Source organism: Edaphobacter lichenicola, from assembly GCF_014201315.1.
In the GTDB taxonomy this organism is placed as follows: domain Bacteria; phylum Acidobacteriota; class Terriglobia; order Terriglobales; family Acidobacteriaceae; genus Edaphobacter; species Edaphobacter lichenicola_B.
This window is the reverse complement of the sequence record NZ_JACHDY010000010.1, coordinates 22,599-46,366: the sequence shown is the minus strand read 5'-3', so window position 1 is coordinate 46,366 and position 23,768 is coordinate 22,599. Positions and strand designations below refer to the sequence as shown.

23 protein-coding genes and 2 pseudogenes are annotated in these 23,768 nt (G+C 54.4%); 18 read left to right on the top strand and 7 right to left on the bottom strand.

The genetic code is table 11. The features are described from left to right. Positions 1-482 precede the first annotated feature (482 nt). Positions 483-659, bottom strand: a pseudogene (locus HDF09_RS21460) (ATP-binding protein); the annotation flags it as partial. 1,208 nt (positions 660-1,867) lie between these two features. Continuing rightward, positions 1,868-3,421, bottom strand: a complete 1,554-nt coding sequence (locus HDF09_RS20425) for a TIGR03118 family protein (protein ID WP_311720164.1) — start codon at positions 3,419-3,421, stop codon at positions 1,868-1,870. 860 nt (positions 3,422-4,281) lie between these two features. On the opposite strand from HDF09_RS20425, the gene HDF09_RS20420 reads away from it, so the two are divergent. The 3 genes and pseudogenes from HDF09_RS20420 to HDF09_RS21455 form a co-directional block, all read left to right on the top strand. Next, a complete protein-coding gene (locus tag HDF09_RS20420; protein ID WP_183769317.1) occupies positions 4,282-4,716 on the top strand; it encodes a hypothetical protein in 435 nt (144 codons plus the stop codon). Between the two features lie 831 nt (positions 4,717-5,547). Beyond that, positions 5,548-6,324, top strand: coding sequence for a hypothetical protein (locus HDF09_RS20415; protein WP_183769316.1), 777 nt, complete (start codon positions 5,548-5,550; stop codon positions 6,322-6,324). A gap of 900 nt (positions 6,325-7,224) precedes the next feature. Next, positions 7,225-7,715: pseudogene (locus HDF09_RS21455) on the top strand (integrase core domain-containing protein); the annotation flags it as partial. A gap of 187 nt (positions 7,716-7,902) precedes the next feature. On the opposite strand, the gene HDF09_RS20405 reads toward HDF09_RS21455, so the two are convergent. Together HDF09_RS20405 and HDF09_RS20400 are read right to left on the bottom strand one after the other, a co-directional pair. Next, positions 7,903-8,649 (bottom strand): LytR/AlgR family response regulator transcription factor, encoded by a 747-nt coding sequence (locus HDF09_RS20405; RefSeq protein ID WP_183769315.1) that lies wholly within the window; start codon positions 8,647-8,649, stop codon positions 7,903-7,905. Between the two features lie 3 nt (positions 8,650-8,652). Beyond that, on the bottom strand, positions 8,653-9,768 hold the full coding sequence (locus HDF09_RS20400; RefSeq protein WP_183769314.1) for a sensor histidine kinase: 1,116 nt from the start codon (positions 9,766-9,768) through the stop codon (positions 8,653-8,655). Between the two features lie 271 nt (positions 9,769-10,039). Here HDF09_RS20400 and HDF09_RS20395 point away from each other — a divergent pair, with 271 nt between their 5' ends. After that, positions 10,040-10,978, top strand: coding sequence for a DJ-1/PfpI family protein (locus HDF09_RS20395; RefSeq protein ID WP_183769319.1), 939 nt, complete (start codon positions 10,040-10,042; stop codon positions 10,976-10,978). Between the two features lie 1,320 nt (positions 10,979-12,298). On the opposite strand, the gene HDF09_RS21205 is transcribed toward HDF09_RS20395, so the two are convergent. Continuing rightward, the gene (locus HDF09_RS21205; RefSeq protein WP_311720160.1) at positions 12,299-12,529 is read right to left on the bottom strand and encodes a capsule assembly Wzi family protein; all 231 of its coding nucleotides are present in this window, start codon (positions 12,527-12,529) and stop codon (positions 12,299-12,301) included. Positions 12,530-12,626: 97 nt separating this feature from the next. On the opposite strand from HDF09_RS21205, the gene HDF09_RS20385 reads away from it, so the two are divergent. Beyond that, positions 12,627-12,872 (top strand): hypothetical protein, encoded by a 246-nt coding sequence (locus HDF09_RS20385; protein WP_183769312.1) that lies wholly within the window; start codon positions 12,627-12,629, stop codon positions 12,870-12,872. Between the two features lie 54 nt (positions 12,873-12,926). Here HDF09_RS20385 and HDF09_RS20380 read toward each other — a convergent pair whose 3' ends face one another. Both HDF09_RS20380 and HDF09_RS21450 read right to left on the bottom strand, forming a co-directional pair. After that, positions 12,927-14,129 (bottom strand): hypothetical protein, encoded by a 1,203-nt coding sequence (locus HDF09_RS20380; RefSeq protein ID WP_183769311.1) that lies wholly within the window; start codon positions 14,127-14,129, stop codon positions 12,927-12,929. Positions 14,130-14,829: 700 nt separating this feature from the next. Continuing rightward, entirely contained in the window at positions 14,830-15,069 is a 240-nt protein-coding gene (locus HDF09_RS21450) for a transposase (RefSeq protein WP_183769310.1), read from the bottom strand. 170 nt (positions 15,070-15,239) lie between these two features. Between HDF09_RS21450 and HDF09_RS20370 the strand changes: the two genes are divergently transcribed. The 13 genes from HDF09_RS20370 (at position 15,240) to HDF09_RS20325 (ending at position 23,668) form a co-directional block, all read left to right on the top strand. Further along, positions 15,240-15,824, top strand: a complete 585-nt coding sequence (locus HDF09_RS20370; RefSeq protein ID WP_406705177.1) for a hypothetical protein — start codon at positions 15,240-15,242, stop codon at positions 15,822-15,824. A gap of 38 nt (positions 15,825-15,862) precedes the next feature. Continuing rightward, complete coding sequence (locus tag HDF09_RS21035) at positions 15,863-16,483, top strand: Crp/Fnr family transcriptional regulator (RefSeq protein WP_260181869.1); 621 nt, start codon at positions 15,863-15,865, stop codon at positions 16,481-16,483. Then, positions 16,440-17,276 (top strand): NAD(P)/FAD-dependent oxidoreductase, encoded by an 837-nt coding sequence (locus HDF09_RS21030; RefSeq protein ID WP_311720157.1) that lies wholly within the window; start codon positions 16,440-16,442, stop codon positions 17,274-17,276. The genes HDF09_RS21035 and HDF09_RS21030 overlap by 44 nt, the downstream gene beginning before the upstream one ends. Before the next feature lie 306 nt (positions 17,277-17,582). Then, positions 17,583-18,005 (top strand): aldehyde dehydrogenase family protein, encoded by a 423-nt coding sequence (locus HDF09_RS20565; protein ID WP_221270250.1) that lies wholly within the window; start codon positions 17,583-17,585, stop codon positions 18,003-18,005. Next, positions 17,939-18,997 (top strand): aldehyde dehydrogenase family protein, encoded by a 1,059-nt coding sequence (locus tag HDF09_RS20360; RefSeq protein WP_221270255.1) that lies wholly within the window; start codon positions 17,939-17,941, stop codon positions 18,995-18,997. The genes HDF09_RS20565 and HDF09_RS20360 overlap by 67 nt, the downstream gene beginning before the upstream one ends. A gap of 18 nt (positions 18,998-19,015) precedes the next feature. Beyond that, entirely contained in the window at positions 19,016-19,186 is a 171-nt protein-coding gene (locus HDF09_RS21445) for a nuclear transport factor 2 family protein (protein WP_406705174.1), read from the top strand. Further along, positions 19,183-19,497, top strand: a complete 315-nt coding sequence (locus tag HDF09_RS20355; RefSeq protein WP_221270247.1) for a nuclear transport factor 2 family protein — start codon at positions 19,183-19,185, stop codon at positions 19,495-19,497. The genes HDF09_RS21445 and HDF09_RS20355 overlap by 4 nt, the downstream gene beginning before the upstream one ends. 55 nt (positions 19,498-19,552) lie before the next feature. Further along, complete coding sequence (locus HDF09_RS20350; protein WP_183769309.1) at positions 19,553-19,879, top strand: hypothetical protein; 327 nt, start codon at positions 19,553-19,555, stop codon at positions 19,877-19,879. Between the two features lie 744 nt (positions 19,880-20,623). Beyond that, positions 20,624-20,953 carry a diguanylate cyclase family protein gene (locus HDF09_RS20345; RefSeq protein ID WP_183769308.1) on the top strand — a complete coding sequence of 110 codons (330 nt, stop codon included), beginning with the start codon at positions 20,624-20,626 and terminating at the stop codon, positions 20,951-20,953. Beyond that, positions 20,950-22,005, top strand: coding sequence for a PAS domain-containing protein (locus HDF09_RS20340; protein WP_183769307.1), 1,056 nt, complete (start codon positions 20,950-20,952; stop codon positions 22,003-22,005). The genes HDF09_RS20345 and HDF09_RS20340 overlap by 4 nt, the downstream gene beginning before the upstream one ends. Before the next feature lie 14 nt (positions 22,006-22,019). Further along, positions 22,020-22,382 (top strand): PAS domain-containing protein, encoded by a 363-nt coding sequence (locus tag HDF09_RS20335; protein WP_260181867.1) that lies wholly within the window; start codon positions 22,020-22,022, stop codon positions 22,380-22,382. A gap of 63 nt (positions 22,383-22,445) precedes the next feature. Continuing rightward, positions 22,446-23,096 (top strand): sensor histidine kinase, encoded by a 651-nt coding sequence (locus HDF09_RS20330; protein WP_183769305.1) that lies wholly within the window; start codon positions 22,446-22,448, stop codon positions 23,094-23,096. After that, on the top strand, positions 23,093-23,668 hold the full coding sequence (locus HDF09_RS20325) for a response regulator transcription factor (protein WP_260181865.1): 576 nt from the start codon (positions 23,093-23,095) through the stop codon (positions 23,666-23,668). Before HDF09_RS20330 ends, HDF09_RS20325 begins: the two co-directional genes overlap by 4 nt. The last annotated feature ends 100 nt before the right edge of the window (positions 23,669-23,768 follow it).

Below are 23,768 nucleotides of genomic sequence, written 5' to 3'. Positions count from 1 at the left end.
AAATGAGCGCCCAAGTGAAATTGACGAAAATAGGCTAGGGCTCAGTGAGCAATTTATCGGCCTTACAGATTATCGGCGCGCGATGCGTTTTGTCTAAAGCAACTTGCAGGGTTGGTCTTGCAGGCGGCTGTCGAGCGGGGAAGAATTTTTCTGGCGTTCCTAATTTACAACGCATGCCCCATGTGACGCACAGGATCCTGGAAGCGCGAGTCAGAGCGAACTGGATCAAAGCAGGGGCAGTATAATGCCAGGATTAAATCGCTCTTCATAACCCTTTTCGAGCCATGTCATAACTGGTCTTTGCCGCCCAGGGCTGTATACACCATGGCAATCGTCACAAAGAGGGCGGCTTTTGACGCAGATCGCCCCTTTCACCTCAACTCGAGTTCATGTCTGCGATCTCAGGGTCAGGTTGTTTAATGCGTACTTTGAAAGATGCAGACCAAAGACCGTCCGTCCCTGGCCGGACTCCTCCAAATCTCCTAGCCTCCATGCTCTCTCGCGGTGCAATCTACGATCGCGAGCCCAAGACCGATTCCGTTGACTTTTTCGGTACTTACAAAAGGCTGAAAGAGCGTTTGTCGAATGGAGGCAGGCACTCCACGGCCGATGTCGATCACACGAATATGAACAAGCCGCTGGGCCTCGACAACCGTGACCTGGACCCTTCTTGGAGCAAGTCCGAGCGTCGCCGCCTGTCAGGCGTTGAGCAAAAGGTTATAGACAGCCTGCCAAGTTTTGCGCAATCGCGGACCAGGCAAGCCGCATGTTCAACCATTTTGTTCAGAGATGCCCAACAGAGGTGCAGTGTCTGGCCCGTTTTCGTATGCCGTAGAAGAGAATCCAGCATTCCGGTCATGTCTTGGAACAGTGCGTATATCTCCTGCAGAAGTTATTTGCGCTCCAACTGAGTCATCCCGGGTTCGCTCATGAATTCGACATTGGAATAAATAACAGACAAACGATTGCGGAGGTCATGTGAAACGGATTGAGCCATTCTCTCCGTGATCGCCAATGGCCTGGATTCTTTACAGCCATTAGATATCTGAGGCGCCGGGTTCATCGCACCATCAGATAGAGCTTCCGAGACGAAGAGCCCCGGAATGGGAGGTCGACGCTTAGCTTTCATGAATAGATTCTCCCGGTGTGCAAACCGCAGTTAGAAAAAATTTATTCCCACGGCACGGAATAAATTTGTTTCTTGCTCGTTCTCCTTTAGTGAGAAGGGAAAGCGTCAATCTTCCCCGTAGATGACTGATGCCCGCCAAGGACGACGTGAACGAGAGACTTGAAGATGATTTGCCAATTCCTCTTTCTTGCACATCGCGAAGAGAGCTCACACCAATCGTCGGCGAACTGGGTCCTATTAACCCCTTGCAGGAGGGCACATTCATGACACACGAAGAACTTCAGGCAAATCAAGAGTATATGTGGAGAGCACTTTTCGGGGAGCAGAGAATGGCTCTCACGCTCGCAGTTGAGATGCTGTCGCGTTGCCATTTATCTCCACGACAGATCCTGACCAAAACAATGAGGGCTCTGGAAGGCTCACAGCACGATTCGTGAATTTCTTTGGAGAAATTACGTCAGGCTTTCATGACAACTAATTTGCCGGATCATCAGTCAACACTCAGGGATCGCGACCCTATCCACCATGAACGGGATGGGGCTTCGTTCGACGCTGCAAAGATGCTGGCGATTCGGTATCGATTGCACTAGTAGTAGCTCAGCGCACGCCTCCCGCAACCGGCTAAGCTTTTTCTTAGCCACCTGTCTCTGAATTGCTATGCCCAAAAGTTTATAAAAGTTCCTCTCCAGCAAAGGCAAGGGCTGCCTCTCGGCAGCCCTTGTTAGCGCGAAATCTCATCTACTGCACAGTTAGAGTGACCATGACACTTTGCGTAATCGACCCCGAGATTGCATTGACCGTAACCTGTGTCGTAGCGGGTGCGGCGGGTGTTGTGGAGACTGCCTGCTGCGGAGACGCGGACGAAGAGCAACCGGTGATTGCCGCCGTAGCTACTACCAACAGGAGAACAAAGAGCGATCCGCCTGCGAGGATCGATCTACGCTTCAGACCGGCAAACGCAAGTAGTCCAGCTGGGCCGATGAATGCCAGGGTGAGGCCGCCCCGTGACTGGAACCAATGGACAGAATGATTGGAAGATCTGTTATAACCACCGCCGGTCGTTGGTGGAGCTGCTGTAGCTGCTGGAGCGATGGCTACCGTAACCGAGGTTGTGCCAGAACCGGAAAGCGTGACCGACGGCTGACTGAAGGTGCAGATGACCGAGGTGGGCGTGCAGGAAAAGGTCACAGGGCCTGTGAACCCGTTCGCTGCGGTAAGTGACAGCGTCACGTTCCCGGCCGTCTGCCCTGCAGCGACTGTAACCGAATTGGCGGACGCTTGAAGGGTGAAGTTGGCCGCTGCCGGCTGGGCGACCGCGATCGAGCCGAAGAGACCGCCCTTTTCTCCGTTGATACCGGCGGCGAAGTACAGAGTGTGGGGATCGCCCAACGTGGTGGTCTGCCCGCTGTTCTGTCCGAAGAACATCTCCCACAGGCCGATGTTCGCGATCGGTGTGCCCGCGCTCGTGTTCAACGAGCCGATCAGCGCAAACGTCTTGGGATCGAAAGCGTTGATTACGCCGTCTCCGAAGTTGCCGATCAGAAGGTCGCCACCGAAGCTGCCAAAGCCCGCGGGAGCAAGCGCCATCCCCCACGGCGCATTCAATACGCTTTGACTGGCGACTCGCGCGATGAAGTTTCCATTGTTGTCGAACTCATTGACATAGCCGAGACCGGCGCCCACGCTCTCACCGGTGGTGGCGTTGACTTGGGCATAGGTCACATAGACATTTTCGCCGATGCTGTGGATGCCGAAGGGCGAATAGCCCGCGGGCAATGTCGGATCGGCAAAGCTGCCTGTAAGAGCGTGCGCAGCAAAGGTGCTGTCGAAGACGTCTACGGTACGTTGCTTGAAGTTGGCCGCTAGCAAAAATGTTCCGGTTGCGTTGGTGTCGAGCGCGATATCGGTATAAGAGGCCTTGGTGGAGTTATTAACTACCGTTACCGCTTGCGTCCCGTTGCTCACATTCCAGGCGGCGATCGTGCCGTCAAGGGTGCCGAAGAGAAACAAGGCCGATGTGCCGCCCGGAATATCAAAGATAGCGTTGTTGCTGTTGTATACCGTGCCGCTCGGACTGCCTTGCGCCGGCGCGGGAGCGGCTGCCGGTATCGTGACCGACGGCAGCGACGGTGCGGCAATGGTGCCAGCGGCGGTGTCGACCGCCACCGAGCCGCTGCCGGCCTTATCGATCCAGATAGCCGGACCGACTGAAACACCCCAGGGATTGATCAGCGTGGGATCGGTAACGAGTGCTTTTACCGTCGCACCGTCCGAGATGATGTTTGTCTGCACATACGTGCTGCTAGTTTGCGCTAAGGCCCCGATCGAGAAAATGCCAGACAGGGCAAGGACCGCACCAGGGCGGAACCGGTTCTTATTCGCTATGGGGTTGAAGGAAGATAAAGTTCTCCCGAACGAGGCGGATATATCAGAGAAGTACGACATAGAGTTACTGTTCAACATAGTGATTTCCTCTGCAGTACAAAACTGAGCAAGGTCACCGTTATTCCAAATTCGTCCTCAAATTATGGAATAGGCTGTAAGCAATTCGGTTTACGGTAGGAATGCTCGATGGCCAAAGGCCACGGATCGCTCTATCGTGAAGAGACCGGTGTGTCTAGGAGAAGAGTCGATCATCCGGTTTGTAAATAGTGGGCGTCGGTTTACACCTTGCTTAGCAGGGCTCGAGCGAGACCTGCTCTCAAGGCGTTTCGCCATCTTGTGAAAGTGCATGATCGACCAGCAAAAATGATGATGCCACCAAATTCCGCCTCTTCCTACGCCTCTTGGCCACATCCCGTTCCCGTTGAGCAATTACCCAGGACTGTCCAGTCAGAACCGCTCTATTTCTTTCTCTTTGGAAATTTTCTGCTCCGCGATAGGAATAATCTTTGCGCAACCTAGTTTTGATACGTAGGTTGAAACAGGGGGACTCACGTGCGCATCGGATCTCGTTACTGGTCTGCGGCTCGAGTGCCGAGGATTCCAACCCGCCCGCTCCGGTTGACTAATGGCAACGGCTGCCAGCTGTCCTTGCTATCTCGCATGGGCGCGAAGCCCGTCTGTCCTAATTGATAGGCGTGTGTCGCGCGTTGGTTTGGAAAGTTGTACGTCTTTGAGCTCGGCTGTTCGTGAGGTGCGAGATGCGGCTCTTGTCCACTGCCGTAGTTATAGCCATCCTCTTGTTGACTTATACCTACGCTTTCGCCTCAGACGAGGACAATGGTCCAACTGCCCTCGCCGCGCTTCAGTCCAAAGCGAATCAAGCTCAACCCAGAGAGAGGTGCTTTCTCTATGCCGAGCTCGTCAGCCAGATGACGGATTTGGCGGGCAAGCAGTTCAACTCTGGTGATTCCGGGAAGGCTTCGCAGACCCTTAAGCTCGTGCAACGATATGCAGAGAAGATCCATATAGAGGTTGCAGATGACAGCAAAAAGCTAAGAGATGCCGAATTGCTCATACGGCGCGCTTCTTTTCGACTCACAGGTATTCTCAGCGTAGCTTCGTATGAAGACCGACCGGCTTTGGAGGTGACACTAAAGCAGTTGAATGAAATTCAGTCAGAGCTCTCTGATGCACGTCTTTAAAAAGTAAACTGCGGTTGAATCAACCCTCTTTCAAGCGGTATGACGGTGCATTTTCTCAGGATGAATTCAGTCGAATGACTGAGCGTTCAGATCCGACAGCGTGAGGAGTGCGGGGCACACGTGCCAAGAATGGCGTGGAGCGCTGTATGACAATATTTGACATCGTCTGAAACATTGGTATGAATGTCGCTTAGCCGAATCTGTCAATCAACATGTCTTCCGGTCGAGCACCGGCGACCAGAGGCGTCCCGGCGTCGCTTCGCGCGATGTTGACTTATACAGTCCGACGAGGAGAAACAGCAGCGATCGCCTAGACCAGAGTATTTCCATGGGGTTTTCGACGCGGCCAAGAGATCAAGTACAGCTGAAACGCCTGAGATAAACGAAGTATGACGCTAAGAAGGAAGCGGCGGTTGAACGCTTATAGGGCTGTAAACTGCTTGCAAGGTGAAATTCCCAAGGGCTTTGGAATAAAGTGCACACACGCTAGTTATTACATCTGACAGGTTTCCGATAAGTGCAGCGCTGTTTGTTGCAACGAAATTTAAGCACACCTGAGAGTGCCCATTGCGTAATGATTCACATTTAGTACATCACGCTCAGTTTCCCAGAACTATGGAACTGAGAAAGCCAGAGCCTTCAATATTCCGAATGGTAACCTTGCTTGTGGGCACGGTAGTCTTGTCGGCTGGATCTCTGACCGCCGCATCCGCCCAGTCCACCTCGCCGACCCCGCGTGATACCGCACCTGTCCAAACTGTGGTCTTCAAGAGTGGCACTGCGTCTAGCGGTTGGATCGACTTCACACCCTACACAAACTTCGGAATCTATTTGCCCGTCAAGATCAATGGTCACGATACCATGGCGTTGCTTTATGGCGGACCGTCAAACATCGATACGAATTTCGTCACCTCTCTCGGCCTGACGACAAAGACAGAAGCCACCGGCTCGGTAGACGGTATCAGGGTCCAGTTAGGCGATCTGACCTTGCAGAACGTCACCGCTGCTAAAGACGATCTGCAGAAACAGGGATACGACGCCAGGATTATTGGGCACCCCGTACTCTTCAGGCTAGGGGAAGAGGTATTCAATCAAGTGGCCGTGGACATCGACTTCTCACGCCATCGGGTCGCATTTCGTGATCTCGCAACGCTGACAAAGCCCGTTGGAGCTATCTTGATTCCTCTGGTCGAGTTGGACGGCGAACACGTGCTGCCTCTCTCAGTCAATGGCGCGGCGCCCAGACAGTTTGAGTTGGAGTTGGGCAATGTCATTGGTCCCTTGATGGTGACCCCGGCATATGCTGAGAAGGAAGGACTGCTTCAGGGGCATCCTCATTCTCAGCGGCTTTCGGGACGCTTTGTAGAGACAGTAGTGAGCGTTGACCACCTCAGTTTTGTCGGTATCGACCTTCCGCGAACGCCGATTGCTCTGATACCTGATTCCGAAGTTCCTCCGGACTCGATTACCGGCGGCGTCGGCCTGCCGCTGCTGGCCAAGTTTAGGTTGATCATCGACTATTCTCACAACCGGCTCTATGCGATTCCAGATGATGCTGCGGTAAAAGAAGCCCATAGAAAAGGATCGGATTGGGTTGGTATTCGATAAAACGTCGACAGACATCTTTGCGGTGGCCTTCGTTGCTCCGAACAGCCCTGCTGAAGCTGCTGGATTCAAGAAGAGCGAAAAAATCGCCCTAATCGACGGAAAACCGCCTGCGGCCTGGTCCCCCAGGCGGTCATCGCATTCCAAATGGCCGACGCCGGAACCGTGCACACATTGCAGATGGTGGACGGGATCGTGCGGCAGTTCGAAGCGAAGGACTTTTTTTAGACACCCCGTTGGACGTCATGTCAGTGCTTGTCTCTTCGCGCCTGATCCGCGCGATTCGTTGCGAACGGAGGATGAACTGGCATTGAGGACTGCTTCTTCGATAAATGGGAGGTGGGTAGAGCGCCAGATAAGGTCTCTCACGACCGATTGGATCAGCCTGTGAAACGCTCGTCTCGTCATTTACTTCTGGATTGTCGGCAAACCGCACCTTACTCGCCAGCGCCTGACTCCGACCACGTCCTGTGGACCCGGAAGCGCCTGAACCATCGAACTTGCCGCGAACCTGACTTTCAGGGCGGAAGTGTACCCCTGAGCTTGTCGCGGTGCAGTAAGCTGGCGGTGTCACACGTTAGCGGATGGAGCCTCCAGCATGGAAAGATGGCATCTTGATGCAAGTATCTGCGGTTGGCTCTCCCTACTTTGCTGGCTTCCATTTCTATTGATGACTCTCACCCCGGGACAGCTGGCTACTTACCCGGACTGGATTGGCGCAATGATCCTCAAAGGGCTTTTTATAAGCCCCTTTGCAAGGATACCGTTGGCCCTGGTCGCGGCAACTACGAGGAGACAGTGGCTTTGCTTGCGCTGATATGGCTGGCCGCACTCGGGTGCGGGTGGTGGTCGTTGGAATCACACCCATTCGTTATCTAGTAAATATCGCCTTTGGCTGACGGGCGGCTCTCACTCGGCTGGATGAAGCTCGGGATCGTGCATGAGCGCATTCAAGCAGGCCGACCGCAACAAAACGGTCGTCATGAGCGGATGCATCGCACGCTGAAGAGGACACGACGAAACCGCCTGCGGGATCCCTTCGCGCACAGCAGAGCCGCTTCGATAACTTTCGCTACGAGTTCAATAACGAGCGCCCGCATGAGGGTCTGAACAACCAAGTCCCAGCCAGTCTCTACCACCCCAGCTCCGTTCGACTGCCACCCAAATTGCCGGAGTTCACGTATCCGAAGGGTCTCCTTCTGCGAGGGGTGAACAATAGCTGCGACATCAGCTGGCACAAAAAAAGAGTCTTCATCAGCGAGGTATTCCGCTTCGAAGAGTTGGGATTCGAGTTAATCACACCAGGGTTTTACAGAGTCTTCTTTCGAGACATAGAGATCGGAGAACTCAATGTGGAAGAGCTTCGCTTTAGAGCCGCACGGCGAGTGGTCTGAGTTTGCTCGATGAGTGCATCGGCATGTTGGTAACAGTTGAGAGTGCAAAGCCGCCCGTCCCGACACGCCGACTTCACCTCACACTGCCCTTTCGAGGTACTGACGAATCACTCCCAAACCGCTGCTGGCTTCCCGTTGTCCGGCTTAGGACCAACTTTCCAAACTCTGCGATGCATTCCGAATCTCGTTAGCTTGTACCAGGGAGATTCAGGCGGGACTGCAGTTGCTTGCGGTAGCGACGGCTCAACCGAAGCCTGGCTCCATTGTGGAGTAGCACGTCGTATTCACCATTCTCGTTCAGTTTGAGACCGCGAACGCGATCGAGCCTAACGATAGTCGAACGGTGAATCCGGCAAAAGGCCGACTGATCCAACTCCTCGTCAAGTTCGGCCATGCTGCGCCGCAAGAGGTGCGACTTCGCGCCTACATGCAGGCAGGAGTAATAATCCGCCGCCTCAATCCAGTCGATCTCTGAGAGTTTAAGAAACATAAGCTGTCCGGCGCTCTTCACCGCGAGATGCTCCCGCGTTCGCGTAGAACTCCTGCCTTGCACGATTCTCTCCATCGCGCGGTCGAGCGCCAGCTCGAATCGAGCGTTGTCGAAGGGCTTCAAGAGATAATCGAGCGCTCCTGCCTCGAAGGCGCGCAGCGCGTATTTGTCGTAAGCCGTGACGAAAACCACTGCTGGAGGCAGATCGCCGCCCAGCATCTCGAGAACATCAAACCCGTCACACTCCGGCATCTCGACGTCCAGGAAGACCAGATCCGGCATCAAGTTGCGAATCGCTAGTAGCGCCTCCATGCCCGACCCGCACTCACTTACGATCTCAATCTCTGGATGAAGGCGCAGCAACACGGTAAGATTGCTGCGGGCGAGGGGTTCATCATCCACAATCACTGAGCGAATGTTGTTCTTGTGTTCTTCCGCGCACATGCATCAAGCCTTTCTGAAGGGCGGGAGAACCACGAAGGGAAGAGAAACGGTCACCTCCACACCGCCTGAATTCTGATTTCGCATGCTGAGCTCGAAAGCCTCTCCATAGAGAGTTTTGAGGCGGGTACGTACGTTGGAGATGCCGATTCCAGGGCGAGTTGTTTCCCGCCCTGCCGGCAGACTGGGACCGTCGTTGCAGACGCTGAGCGTGAGTATCCCGTCGCGACGCGAGGCAGCGATCCGAATCGTTCCCCCCTGCGCGCGTTTCGCAATGCCATGTTTAATCGCATTTTCGACCATTGGCTGCAGAATCAGCCTTGGAACCTGCGCTGGATAGAGTTCGCTGGGCACATTCAGATCGATTTGAAGGCGATCTGCAAATCGCACCTTCTGAATGTCGAGATATTTTTGCGCAAACTCTATCTCCTCCCGCAACGGTACCTGGTGCCGGGCGGAGTCATCCAGCATCCGGCGCAGTAGATCGCTCAACCCAGCGATCATGCTGACTGCCGAATCATTCCTTCCCTCACGCACCAGGCCTGCGACGGAGTTCAGGGTATTGAAAAGAAAGTGAGGTTCAATCTGCTGGCGCAAGGCATGGAGTTGGGCCTTCACGAGCTGCTCATTGAGGCGCGCGGTCTCGGTCTGCTGTAGGGCCAGCCGCTTTTGTGAGTCCAAGACATAGTTCAGCGTAAGGATGGCGGCATAAAGAACTACATAGGAAAGCAGCCCGTTGTAGAACTTATCGAACCAGAGTCGCATATACGGTGACGGAGCGGGGTCGAGGTACGGGTTGAAGAGAACATCCAACCACGACGTCCAAGCGGAGAAGATCAGCCCCATGGTCCCGCAGGCGGAGAGATGCACGAGCCAGGTCAGGATGCGGATTGGCTTCGCGGGTGGGAACTTGCAGGCGAGACGCAGGATGAGAGGGGTAGCCAGAGCCCACGGCAGCCAGGAGAACATCACTGTTGCGAAGAGGATCAGCCAAGCGTGGTGCATCCTCTCGGAACGCATGACGAAGACCGTCTGCAAGGCGTCGAATAAGCCGAGTCCAACCCAGATGGATGCCATCCATACCCAGTGCCGCGCCGCCTGCCAGCTGTTCTGAGTACCCATATTCGAGATCGTAGTCCACGTCCGGCGAGAAACGGCAAGAATGCAGTGAATCGCCGGAACTGTGCAGCGGGCGGTCTATCGTGCCAATGAGTTTCGAGGAAAACTGGATCCATGATGCTCGGCGGTGACACACAGCACTGAGCTCGACCAGGTGACACCGGAAGGGATTCGGCGTGGATCGAGGAATAACGTCTCCCCCCGTAGTTTGAGGCGCCCGTGAAGCCGGTGTCGGTGAGATGAACGCAGTTCCAAGAAAGCAGTGAAAGGAAAGATGAATAGAAGAAATTTGCTCAAGAGTTCAGCCGCACTCGGCTTTGCCTCCGCACTTCCGGCCCTGGCAGGGGATAAGCTGTTTGCCAGCGCGGGCGCAGGACAGCCCCAGACCGGCAAGGATCAACCGATGGCCAGGACCAACCCGCTTATCCCTCCCGCCAAGGGCAGCATTCCTATTGCCTTCCCGATCTCCGAAGGAACGCAACTGATCGACTTCGCCGGTCCCTGGGAGATATTTGATGGCGTCGTCAAACCAGGGACTACCAATGAAGCGGCATTCGAAGTCTATACCGTGGCTGAAACCCTGAAGCGAATTTCGGCCAGTGGAATGAAGGTCGTTCCCGACTACACCTTTGAAACAGCTCCTGCACCCAAGTTGATTGTCATCCCAGCGCAGGGTGGAGCAACCAAGGCCATGATCGATTGGATACGGATGTCTAGCAAGAGCACGGATGTAACCATGTCGGTATGCACAGGCGCATTCGTGCTGGCGAGAACCGGCCTCTTGTCGGGTAAATCCGCTACCACTTTTCACGAAGCGTTCGACGGCTTTGCAAAACAGTATCCCGACATTAAGTTGATACGGGGAGCCAGGTTCGTGGAAGACGGCAATCTGGCCTCATCGGGTGGTCTTACCTCCGGCATGGACCTCGCGTTCCGAGTCGTAGAACGTTACTTTGGCCGCGAAATGACCGAAAAGCTGGCCTTCCAACTCGAATACCAGGGAAAGGGCTGGATGAACGCAGCTTCGAACGAAGTCTACGCCAAGTACGAAAGTCCAAAGAAGGCGACTACAGGCCCACTCTGTCCCATTTGCTCCATGGAAGGCGATCCCGCGATCTCATCGAGCTACAAGGGAAAGACTTACTACTTCTGTATGCAGGAGCACAAGGCGACGTTCGATGAGGCTCCAGAAGACTTCGTGAAGGCAACTTAGGAGAGGAGACGATAGCTCAGAAGTCTCCCTGTGTGCTGGATTTCAAATCTCTTAATAGCTAGTCAGAAAAGCTCAGTCCTCGGCTGCAACATCGCCGGGGACTGAGCTGAGGACCAAAACTTTACAGTACGGCCTCGTCCTTTCAATTGTTGCCAAATCGCCAATGCACTCATTGACAAGCGATGAGTACCGATGAGCATTTCGTGGCGAGTGCGGCACATTGCACTGGGCGGCGGCATATCTGGACAATGAGGCACCGGCAGACGAAAGGGTCGGACACAGATAGGCGAGACCTAAACAACCGCGTCACATCTCGACTCTACACGTTTGGTGTGGTGAACCCATGCAGCCAGATAGGACCCGTCTCACGAAAGCATGCTGCACCCCGCAGAAGTTCGTCGCGTTGCATGCGCGCCTCTACCCATTCCAGTTAGTTCGGTTGTAACTATCGAGGCCAGCTAGCTAGGTCGAGCGCACCTGCACGCAAAAGCGAATCTGCGCGTCGTTTCAGCGGAGCGACTGCAAAAATTTCCCTGAAGATGCCACTGTATTTATGCCATTCTAGCGTTTGAGTTTGTCTGCTTCGGGAGCTGACTTGTTTCAATTGAAATTTGCGTCGGCATCAAACTATCGGCACTTCCGGATTCTGTACCGAAATTGAAGTCAAGTTAGGCATCCGCTTCGGTCGCGGCTCCCAAGCCGGAAACGTTAGCTCTGGCATCGGCTTGGCCCGGAAGAACTTGCGCACCTGCCGTGCGATCCAGCGAGCCGACGTCTTCGCCTTTTTCCGCCGTGCGCTATCTGTCGAGATCCCGGTCCCCGCATACATCTGCCGATACAACTTCGACAGCAACACAAAAGCCACCCTAACCCTCAGATTCGGTACGCACGAGGACCTCTTCCAAACCGAACCCAAGTCGTAGAACCGGTCCCAAACCTTCTGCGTCCGGTCTCTTATCTCATCTGACTCATCAAAGGATGCGGTGTGAACATTTTCGGCCGGACCGCGGTTGGAATCAACCAATACCGTGTAACCGGCGTCCCTTCTACCGTCATGGGGTCTTTGGCCTGTTCCTTCTCCCATCGTCCGAAGTCGACGGTTCCCGGAAATGGTGTCATCATTACGAATTGCGCAAAGGTTACATCCGCCTTTAGGGCTAGCTCGACCGTCGCGTCAAATGTAGTGGGCTTATCGGTAGGAAGGCCGAAGATGAGATCCCAATACGTGCAATCCGTGTTTCCGGAACGTCTGCAATTGCTCAACTAGCCGGTCACCCGAATAGTTGAAGTCCTTATAGACTGCCTTCAGTCCCTCGGGCGTCACTGCCTGGGAGCGAGATGATAGGTGACCCAAGCTTGACCGCCCTTGGACTCCCGCCCAACAGGATCTCCGAGGATGAAGCCCTTATTGGTGTAACCCTGTTTTTGTATCTGCTCGGCGTAGAGAAATTGTCCGCCATTACTGAGGTTGGTCGGCGGTCGCGTGCCTTCCGGAGCACGCCTCCAGGCTTCCATGGCGACACCAAAGAGCATCGAATACGGATTGTTCATCTCCACGAATCTCACCGTTTTCGAGCACGCAGCGCCTCTGTCGATCTCAACAAGCCGTCCGCTATGATCGACTCTTTGTCTCATGGAGGGAGGTGAGTTGCAGAAGACAATTCCGTACGGCGTTGAGCGGTGCTTGATCTTTGGACTGTTCGAGGAGAGCAGGATGAAGAGCCTCGACTCGCTCGGCGCAAGGTTCCACTACTCGGGCTCAGGTGCGGCAGTACCGCTCCAGATCCAGGGCACCGTCTCCTTCTCGAGTCCTCGATTGGCAAAGCTTCAGGACGGTTTCTCCTTTATACAGGCAACGAGTTCGGATTCTCGGGATGACGTCGTTTTGCAATGAGCCCCTTCTCTCACCCCCGCACAACTTATCTGGGGGTGAGGGAAAGTAGTCCGCTTAGAATCGGCGCCGGGCCTCATCCGCCTCCTCTGCCAGACTGAACATCACTCGCAGGAACTCTGGATTCTTCTGGCCGATGAACAGACCGTCATTCACAAAGCTCTGGAGAGAGGCCACTGCTCCACCATTTTTTGTAGAGGTTGGACGAATGATCGCAACGGGTGGAAACTTCTTGTTGAGGAAGTGGGTTGGCTCGGGCATGATGAGGTTGGCCTGCAAGGTGTCGCCCTTGAGGGACTCGGGATTGGTCTCTCCTTGGGCGTTAGCGAGGGTTGTAAACGTAACGGTCGCGCCGGTTCCACCCGGTCCATTGTCAACGTCCGTCAACGGGAGTGCATTGCCTGCCTTATCCTGCCAGGTTTGAAAGTGCATGGTCTCGCTGGGTCCGATGCTAAGCAAGACCCGTAGGACTTCCAGATTGGTCACCTTTTGGGCCAGTGTTGGATAGAGGCTGCTTCCACCCGCCTCAATAAACGCGAAGTGGAATCCCGCCGTAAAGGCGATTGCCTGGAGATGGGGCGTGATGCTTGTGGTGTTGTCGCCGCTGAGGGAACTGCCGGCGGTGTCGGCGTCGGTTCTTGGAATCGCGGTATGTTTCCCTACGTTCAGACTGGGGACTGCTTGGACGAAAGGTGCGTTGGGGTCGAAATCGATGTTGGTGATGCTGCGGTACTGGGACCAGAAACTGGTGTCCACGGTAAGCTGCATCAGGTTGGTGAGCCGTGTCTTCCCGGTGGAACCCGTCGCAATGCTGCCTGGGATGGTGGCAAAGCGGCTGAGGTCGACTGCCTCGGCATCCTTCGATTCCAGATATGCTTTCAGGAAGGCGGCGTGGCTGATCTCATCGTCGGTGTTGTCATGGATGTACTGGGCCATGTCGCCATCGAGAATAGAGAGGGCAGCCGTGTAGAGTGGGTTTCCCCCTTTGACCCCGGAGACTTCCTTGTCCTGAGTTCCTCCGAGTTCGGAGTATTGAATCCACAGATCGGCTTCGATCTGCTCAAGGGCATTCAGGAATCTGAGAATCGCGATGTCTCCTTGTGTGAGATCGCCGTCTCCTTCATGCTCCTGGCCAAAAGCGAATACTCCACTGCCCAACAAGCGTGTGCCTATGGTCGCTACGCCGGCCGCCGTAATTCCCGTTCTCAAGAACTCGCGCCGATTCGCCGATTTCTTAATCAGAGTTTCAGATTGTGCCATTTCAATTCTCCTTTTGTCGAACTTTATTGAGCGGCACCCTCAGATAGCTTTCGAAACTTGACGCCATTGGAAGGCTCCCGTCCGAATATGAAACTGGATTGAAGCGCGTTTATTCCATTCGCTTGGCGCCGAAGGCGCGATCATCTGTCCGATCATCATTGCCTCAAGTTTGTGGGGAACAGCGTAATGCCCCGCCGATATACAAGACCGCAGTGATTGGGAACCTCGGCCTATAGGCGAATCCCAACCAGCAAAGACTTGCAGGTAGGTTCGAACACGTATAACCTGCTGCACCGATCAACTGTGTGAACTACCTCGTCCGGGCAAGATGGCACTGGCAAAGCCGCTTGTATGCGTGCGATTTCGCCCGAGGCGGCGGCAGCAGCGTGTAAAAAAGACAAACCTGCACCCCCAGCCGTTTCGAGGTGGGCGTTGCAGGTCCTAGTTGGGCAATTCAGGCTTGTATTTAGTGACTGTCTCCGTCGTGGTCGGCATCGCCAGCGCCTCCTATAGGTTCGACTCGGTAGCCAAGCGTTCTGAGTTTCCGGATCATTTTTGCCGTATGGCGTTGTTGGGACTGTTTCGACACTGCAGGGCCGCGTTCTTCATACCGAACGCCGTTATGGAGAATTATCCAGATCAAGTGACAGAGGCAATGCGCAATTACGCCGATTGCATCTTCGAGATCGTGTACCGTCGTCTAGTGCCGCGCCTGATACATAACAAGACACTTCCCTTGCGTTTGACAGCAGCATTCGCAGCTTGATTGAGAATGCGGCGCATCTGGCGGTTGCCCTTTGGCGAGTGCCCGGCTGCGGTTCACACCCGCGCTCTCTTCCTTTCCCGGGCACGCCCCTACCCACGAGGAGAGCTTTTCGGCTGAGGGAAAGATCGCTGCCTTGGCACCCACTTCGGCGATAATCTGTTGCGCCGAATCCACCTCCGAGCCCGGGGACTACCGCCAGCCTCTCGACTGCATCCTGGTCCCGCTGAAGCAGACTTGCGATCTCCTGCTCCAATTGACGGATCTGCTGCTCGTCGGCGGGCTCGGGCAAGACGACCACGATAATTGGTCTCGCTTGCACTACGATGAATTCGCGATCAGCGCTAGTGACTTATACGACAAACAATACATCGCACATCGAACGGCTGATTTATGGAAAAATAGGCCATGTCCCGCCACATCTGACGATTAGCACTTGGTATTCTTTTCCATTGCGGCACATGGTTCGGCCTTATCAACGGTCGTTGTACCCACTGTCTGTCAAGAGACTTCATTTCCACAATGGCATCTCCGCTCAATATTCCAAGGAGACGGACATTGGCGCCCACTATTTCACGGGAGATGGCTGCATCTTCGTGGACAAGGTTTCAAAGTTTGCCTGTCAGGTCATCAAGAAGACTGACGGCAAGCCGATACGCCGGTTAGAGGATATTTTCAAACACCTCTACATCGACGAAGTACAAGATTTGGCCGGATGGGACCTCGACTTGATAGAGACCCTGATGAAGTCCCGCATCGGCGTTACTCTCGTCGGTGATTTGCAGAAATCGGAACTCGCTCCCCCCTACTGGGGCAACCTCGCCCGCGCTGCTTCCTGGTCAACGTGTTTCTTGATAATCGATGAACCCCCGGTGAAGATCGATTCAAACCTGCAGGAACATGTAGTTTTTTTTTGCGTGAGGCGGGGATAACATCGCTCTACCCAGAGAGTGAGCGAGGTGTTCGCAATATGCAAGACAACCCCACACTTAGCCGAGAACAGATCGACCGGCTTAGATCGACAGCCCAGCTGCGTTCTGTGCGTAGTGGAGAGGTCCTCTATGAACCCTCTTGCCCCGATGTCCCTCTCTTTGTTGTCCTGGACGGGACAGTCTCAATCACCAGAGCCGGCGAGGACGAGAAGATCCTCGCCGTTCGCGAACCGGGACAGTTCACAGGAGAAATGTCTGTGATTTCCGGTGGCCGATCACTTCTGACAGCGCGGGTGACAAGAGATGGTGTTGTCCTTGAAGTCACTCGCGAAAGAGTGCTGTCGCTCATGACCAAGGACACAGAACTCGGCGAGATTCTCATGGGAGCTTTTGTCGCGCGTCGCCTATTGATGATTGAGCTGGGTGAAGGAAATGTCATCCTCCTCGGCACCAATAGTTCTGCACGGACTCTTGCTCTTAGAGAATTTCTCACCCGAAATGGTCATCCGTTCACATACATCGACATCGAGACCGATTCTTTTGTCGGCGAGCTAATGGAAAAGTTCGACGTTCGTAAATGGCGACATTCCAGTTGTCTTCTGCAACAGACGATATGTGCTGAGGAATCCGTCTATTGCCGAGCTAGCGGCCTGTCTTGATCTCAACATCAACATCGACAAAAGCGTGCGCGACGTTTTAGTAATCGGTGCCGGCCCAGCAGGACTCGCGGCAGCGGTCTACGCCGCCTCGGAAGGACTGAAGACGCTGGTTATCGAGAAATCAGCACCTGGGGGTCAGGCAGGGTCGAGTTCAAAGATAGAAAACTACCTGGGCTTTCCCACGGGGCTTTCTGGACAGGAGCTTGCGAATCGATCCATCGCTCAAGCTCAGAAATTTGGCGCGCAGTTGATGGTTGCTCAATCGGTCGTGCATATCGATTCAAGCAGACAACCCTATAAGGTCGTTCTGGAGTCGGGCCTCAAGTTCAATGCGCGCAGCATCGTGATCGCAACTGGCGCGCAATATGCGCGATTGCCTGTCGAGGAAGCAGACGCTTTCACGGGCCGAGGTATCTATTACAACGCAACGCACATGGAAGCTCAACTCTGTCACTCGGAAGAAGTAGTAGTAGTGGGTGGGGGGAACTCTGCTGGACAAGCGGCCGTCTTTCTTGCTCAGACATCATCGATGGTGCATCTCCTGGTGCGTTCGAAGAAACTTTCTGAATCAATGTCGCAGTATCTGATCGCTAGGATAGAAGCACATCCAAGAATCGAAATCCACTATCTGACTCAAATTGTCGCCCCCGCCGGTGCCGCTCATCTGGAACGCATCGAGTGGAGGGACGACTCGTTAGGACTTGAGGTGACGAGGCCAGTTCGCCATGTGTTTGTGAATGGCGGGTGCAGCGCCCCGCACAGATTGGCTAGAAGATTCCTTTGTTCTGGATAAAAAGGGGTTTGTTGTTACCGGATCAGATCTTGTTGAATACGAGAACGTTCAATGGCCATTGAGCCGCTCCCCGCTTCTACTCGAGACCAGTGTGCCGGGAATATTTGCGGTTGGTGACACACGGGCAGGCAGTATCAAACGGGTTGCGTCAGCGGTCGGCGAGGGCGCGATGGCAGTTCATCTCGTGCATCGATTCCTCGCCGAAAGCATAGAGCGGGACAAAGCCGCAGGAAATAGACGGACCGACCTCGCCTGCGGCGTCGTCGACTCGTTACAACCGAAAATCCTCGCACAAGGAGGAATGCGATGAAAGCAATCACGCCGCACTATATCGATGGCAAGTTTGTTGAACCACACGGCCGCGAGGTGATGGACAGCATCAACCCCACAAACAATAACGTGATTGGCAGCGTGACGTTGGCTGACGAAGAGGATGCTAAACGAGCTATTGCCGCTGCGAAACGTGCGTTCGCCAGTTTTGGTGGAACATCAAAAGAAGAGCGTGCTGCTGTTCTGCGTAGGTTGCAAAAAGTAGTGACCGCTCGGATTCATGACCTTACGACCGCAATGGTCGAAGAATATGGGGGCGTTCATCACTTCTCGAAGCTGATTGTTCAAATGGCTGCGATTCGTTTTTCCATGCGGAGAAGGCACTCCAAGAACTGCCACTCGTTCGCACGTGGAATAAGACGACCGTTCTTCTTTCGCCGGTTGGAGTTGCAGGGTTGATAACTGCCTGGAACTCGAACGCTTTGTTCATCTGCCTCAAGACTGCTTCCGCTCTGGCTGCCGGTTGTACCGTAGTCGTAAAGCCCAGTGAATTGAGCCCGTTTCAGACGCAAGTCCTGCTCGAATGCGTGCACGAAGCGAATCTCCCACGGGGCGTTTTCAATGTCGTGACTGGCTTGGGCAGCACCGTGGGAGCCGAGCTTGTGAGAAATCCCGATGTGGCTAAGATCTCGTTTACTGGGTCAGTTGCCGTGGGTCAGCAGATCATGCGCGACGGAGCCGCGACGATGAAGCGCGTCACGCTCGAACTAGGTGGTAAATCACCGAACATACTTCTTGACGATGTCAATCTTGATGAGGCGATCCCGAGAGCACTTGCCATTGCGTTCCTGAACAGCGGCCAGGCATGTGCGGCGGGGACTCGGCTTCTTGTGCCGCGCAGCCGGCTTGAGGAGATCAAACAACGAATCGTGACCGTCATGTCCAACATGCCCGTTGGCGATCCTGAAAATAAAGATACAGCCGTCGGTCCGATGGTGACACGGACGCATTACGAGAGAGTGGAGTCGCACATCCGGAAAGGGATTGAGGACGGCGCAGAAGTACTGGTCGGAGGCGAGGGACACCCGGAGGGCCTTGAAGCCGGCAACTTCGTGAAGCCAACGATTTTCGTCAACGTGACGAACGACATGACGATTGCTCAGGAAGAGATATTCGGACCTGTGCTGAGTGTTATCGCATACGACACCGAGGAAGAAGCGATCAAAATCGCAAACGATTCCCGATACGGCCTTCATGCCTTCGTAAGCGGGAACGATCTCCAACGGGCACGCCGGGTGGCTTCACAGATACTTGCTGGACGCGTAGCAATCAATGGGATGCTGGACGATCCTCAGGCGCCTTGGGGAGGTTTCAAGTTCTCGGGTGTAGGTCGCGAATTCGGAGCATTCGGAATTGAGGCTTTTCTTGAGCCGCGCGCAATTCTGGAGTAGCTAAGTCGTCTGAAGCGGATGAAAAGGAGAAATCGTGTGAGCAAACATTTGTCCATCTCCCCCGAAGAAGCAGCGGATCGCCTTGCCATCCGGGAGCTCGTCGAGGCGTACGCGCATTGTGCTGACCGTCGTGATGCAAAAGGTCAGATGGCACTCTTCACTGCGGACACGCACGCGTGGTGTATATGATTGCGAAGGATCCGACGCCGGCACAAGAGCTTCATTCGCGCGAGGCGCTCGCTTCGGTATTCGCGGATCTAAACCAGTATGACGCGACCACTCACTTCGTTGGCCAGAGCACGATCTTCACTTTGGAGGCTAACCGGGGGACGGGGGAAGCTTACTGCTTAGCGCATCATGTATTCATGAAAGATGAGAAGCGACGTCTGATGCTTGCGTCGCTTCGCTACTTCGATACGTTTGCAAAGACGGACGGAGCTTGGCTCTTTGCTGAGCGTCTGCTTTATGTGGACTGGCTAGAAGAACGCAACCTATCGTGACAGCGACTAGCCGAACGGGCTCTGTGAGCACCCTTGCGGCACTAGGAGGCGATAGATGGACACTCCGATGCCGAATAAAAAGCGTCTCGTGATTGTCGGCGCAACCGGGATGGTCGGCGGATACGCCCTTCGGTTTGCGCTCGAGGATTCAGCCGTCATCTCGGTCATGGCTATCGGGTGGCACCCACTTGGAATCTCTCACCCCAAGCTAAACGAGGTCATCCATCAGGCTTCAGCGATTGCTCCGGGCTTGCTGAGTCGCTTTCCGGCCAAGACGCGGCGATCTTTTGCCTGGGAGCGTATACGGGGACGGTTTCAGACACGCAACTGCGTGAAGTTACCGTTGATTACCCAATTGAATTTGCAAGAGTTCTCCACCTAAGTAGTCCTGATTCCGCGTTTTCGTTCCTCAGTGGTAGTGGTGCCGACCAAAGTGGCCGTAGTCGAATGGCCTTCGCACGATACAAGGGCGAGGCTGAAACTGCGTTGCTTAGGACCGGACTCTCCCACGTCTATATATTCCGACCTGCATACATTTACCCTGTGGAGCCCCGCAAGGAGCCGAACCTCGGGTACAGAGTCTTGCGCACGGTCTATCCCGTGTTTCGGACTCTCTTCCCGAATCAAGTCATTCCTGCAGATGATTTAGCTAGAGCTATGGTCGAAGTAGTTCTATCCCAGAATGAGCATGGTCCTGTTTTCGAGAATAGTCAGATTCGGACGATGCTTCGATCGATTCGCGGCACGCATACCGCAGCGAAAGGTCGCCCGTAAGATGTTCGACTTTCTCCATACCTTGCGCCGACATCTGAGTCACGCATCAGAAGCGATCGATTCGGCGCAGCATTTTAGGGTTGAGCGAACGGGCGAGGTGTAGCGACGTGGGCGGTGGGCAACAAGAGTTACAGCGGCGTTGGCAGTATCTGGCTGAGGCGCAAAGACTGAGCCATTCCGGAATCTTCGCGTGGCATGTCGGTAGCAATACGCTCGAGTGGTCAGACGAAACATACAGAATCCTGGGGTTTACGCGAGATACGCATCCCTCGGTGGATCTAGTTTTCGACAGGGTTCATCCCGAGGATCGAGAGCGGTTCTTAGACCTGAGAGATCGGGCAGCCCGGATGGGATGGACCTTGATTTTGAGCACCGGCTGCTGATGCCTGACGGTGATATTAGATACCTCCATGTGGTCGCACATGCCGGCAATCACGGTCCTGGCATTCGCGAGTACATTGGTATCGTGAGCGACATTACTGACCGGAAGCGTGCAGAAGATGAACGCCAGGCGTTGGCGAGCGCCCTGCAGCAAAGCAATGCGAGGCTTGAGGAAGCTCAGAGATTGGCTCACATCGGGCACTACGAATGGAATCTCATCGAGAATCGCGTTACGTATTCTGATGAACTTTGCCGCATTTACGCGATCCCCCCCAGAAAGGCCCTTTTGACGCAGCGTTGATCTTTGAACGGATCCATCCTGACGATCGCGAACGGGTCGCCCAGGAAGCGGAGGAAACTGTTCGTAACGGAACACATGCTAAGGCGGAACATCGTATCGTTCTTCCCGACGGCGAAGTCCGCTATATCTTAGGCCTCGGAACCGTAAAGAGAGATGCCTCCGGTAAAGCCTATGAGATGTTTGGCACCGGTCAAGACATCACCGAGCGCAAACTTGCCGAACATTCATTACGGCGGAGCCAATTCTATCTCAGCGAAGGCGAGCGCCTTGCTCACATGGGAAGCTGGGCATCCAGCGATCTAGGTATTCGTTGGTCAGATGAATTAGATATCTATTCGTCCGACGAAGTTTACAAGATATTCGGATTTGACTCGACAAAGGGTGCTCCGAATCTTCAACAATTCTTCGCCGCGATCCATCCCCAGGACCGCGATCGTCTGCCTGAAGCAATGAAACAGTTGCATGAGCAGCACTGCGGCTGCGATATCACAAGCCGGATAATTCGGCCGGATGGGGAGATCCGGTACGTCCGTTGTGTTGGGATTCCAGTGGTTGAAGACGAAGTATTTAGGGGATACCACGGCACCACAATAGATGTCACCGAGCACGAGTTATTGACCCTGGAATTACGGCGGGAGCAGGCGTATCTGGCGGAAGCGCAAAGGTTGGCTCACGCCGGTAGTTGGGCGAGCAATTTGGTCACGCGACAGGTATTCCATTCATCCGAAGAAAACAATCGCCTCTACGGATTTGACGTCAGCCAATACACGAATCCATTCGATCTCCATTACAGTACGATTCTTGCCGAAGATGAACCGGCTCTCAGGGCAAAACTCGAGAATGCGATACGCGCTGGAGAGGATTTCGATCTCGAATACAGAATTCGGCGTGCCGATGGTGCTATCAGGTTTCTGCGTGGCATTGGACACCACAACCCCGGTCAGGACCTTGGCGAGTACTTCGGCATCACGATCGATATAACGGATCGAAAGCTTGTGGAGCAAGAGCGCGAGCCCTTTCGAATGCTCTACAGCAAAACAACGCATATTTAGCAGAAGCGCAAAGTTTGACTCATGTTGGCAGTTGGGCATGCAACCTGGTTACCCAGCAGATATTCCATTCATCGGAAGAAAATGCTCGTATGTATGGCTTCGATCCCAGCCAAGGTTCGATTCCGTTCCAGTCCTTTTACGGGACGATTCTGCCGGAGGATGAGCAAGCGGTCAGGGCAAAGCTCGAAGGTGCAATTAGCGCAAGGGAGGATTATGACGTCGAATTTCGGATTCGCCGCACTGATGGTGCCATCAGCGTCTGCGTGGCATCGGACACCACAGCCCCTCCCAGGAAGCCGGTGAGTACTTTGGCATCACGATGGACATTACAGACCAAAAGCGCGCCGAGGAAGAACGCGAAAGGCTGCGACAATTAGAGGCTGAAGTCGCACACACTAACCGGGTGAATATGATGGGGGAGTTGGCTGCTGCCCTAGCGCATGAGATTAAACAGCCAATCGCCGCTTCGATTACAAGCGCAAACGCCCCTCTTACGTTGGCTGGCACATGAGCCACCCGACCTCGATAGAGCGCGCGCAGCAGCCGCCAGGATTGAGCAAGACGCGAACCGCGCGGCCGATGTAATCAGTAGTTTGCAATCCTTCTACAGAACTGGCATTCCTACCAAACGCCAAAGCGTCGATCTCAAGGAAATTATTGGAGAGATGACTATTCTGCTGAGAGCTGAGGCGGAGCGATATGCCATTGCGACCCATCAAGAAATCGACGTATGTCTGCCCAGACTTTTTGCCAGCCGCGTGCAACTTCAGCAGATTCTCATGAACTTGATGCTAAACGCGATCGAGGCCATGAAAGATACTGGAGGCGAGATGACGATCAAGGCGAAAATCGATTCGAACGGTCTGGTTGTGACTTCGGTTAGCGATACCGGGGTGGGTCTAGCTGCGGAGAATATTGAACGGATCTTTGATCCTTTTCATACGACGAAACCACAAGGGACGGGTATGGGGCTGACTATAACCCGATCGATTGTGGAGTCTTACGGAGGGAGGGTATGGGCAAATCCCAATCAGGGGCCCGGCGCGACTTTCCATTTCACCCTTCCAAGGGAAACCGAGGCTCAGATATGAAATCTGCGGCCGTTTCCACGGTCTACATCATCGATGACGATCACGGTATGCGGCAGGCCGTCCAGGACCTCGTCGAATCGGTAGGCCTCCATGCCGAGTCCTTCTCAACTGGTGAAGAGTTTCTGCGCAGACAGCGCAGTTCTGAGCCAAGTTGCCTGGTCTTGGACGTGAGACTTCCTCAGATGAGTGGACTCGATTTTCAGCGACGGCTCATCGAACTTGGTGCGCAAATACCCATCATCTTTATTACCGCGCACGGAGACGTTCCCATGTCCGTTCGGGCACTGAAATCGGGTGCCGTGGAATTTCTGACGAAGCCCTTTCGGGACCAGGATTTGCTGGACGCGATTCAGCAGGCTCTCCAGCGTGACCGTGCGGAGCGAGAACAACAGACCGAGGCCCACGAACTGCATCGACGGTATCAGGCGTTGACTGCGCGAGAGCGGGAGGTCATGGGCCTCGTAGTATCTGGGATGCTCAATAAGCAGATTGCCTCAGAAATCGGGGCGAGCGAAGCTACTGTGAAAATCCATCGAGGCAATGTAATGCGGAAGATGCAAGCGAATCACTAATTGAATTGGTGCGCATGACAGACAAGCTTAAATTTTCCCTTCCTAGGATAGCGTGGGGTTTTCCCTCTAGACAGAGGGCTATATTCGTCCTCCTCCAGTT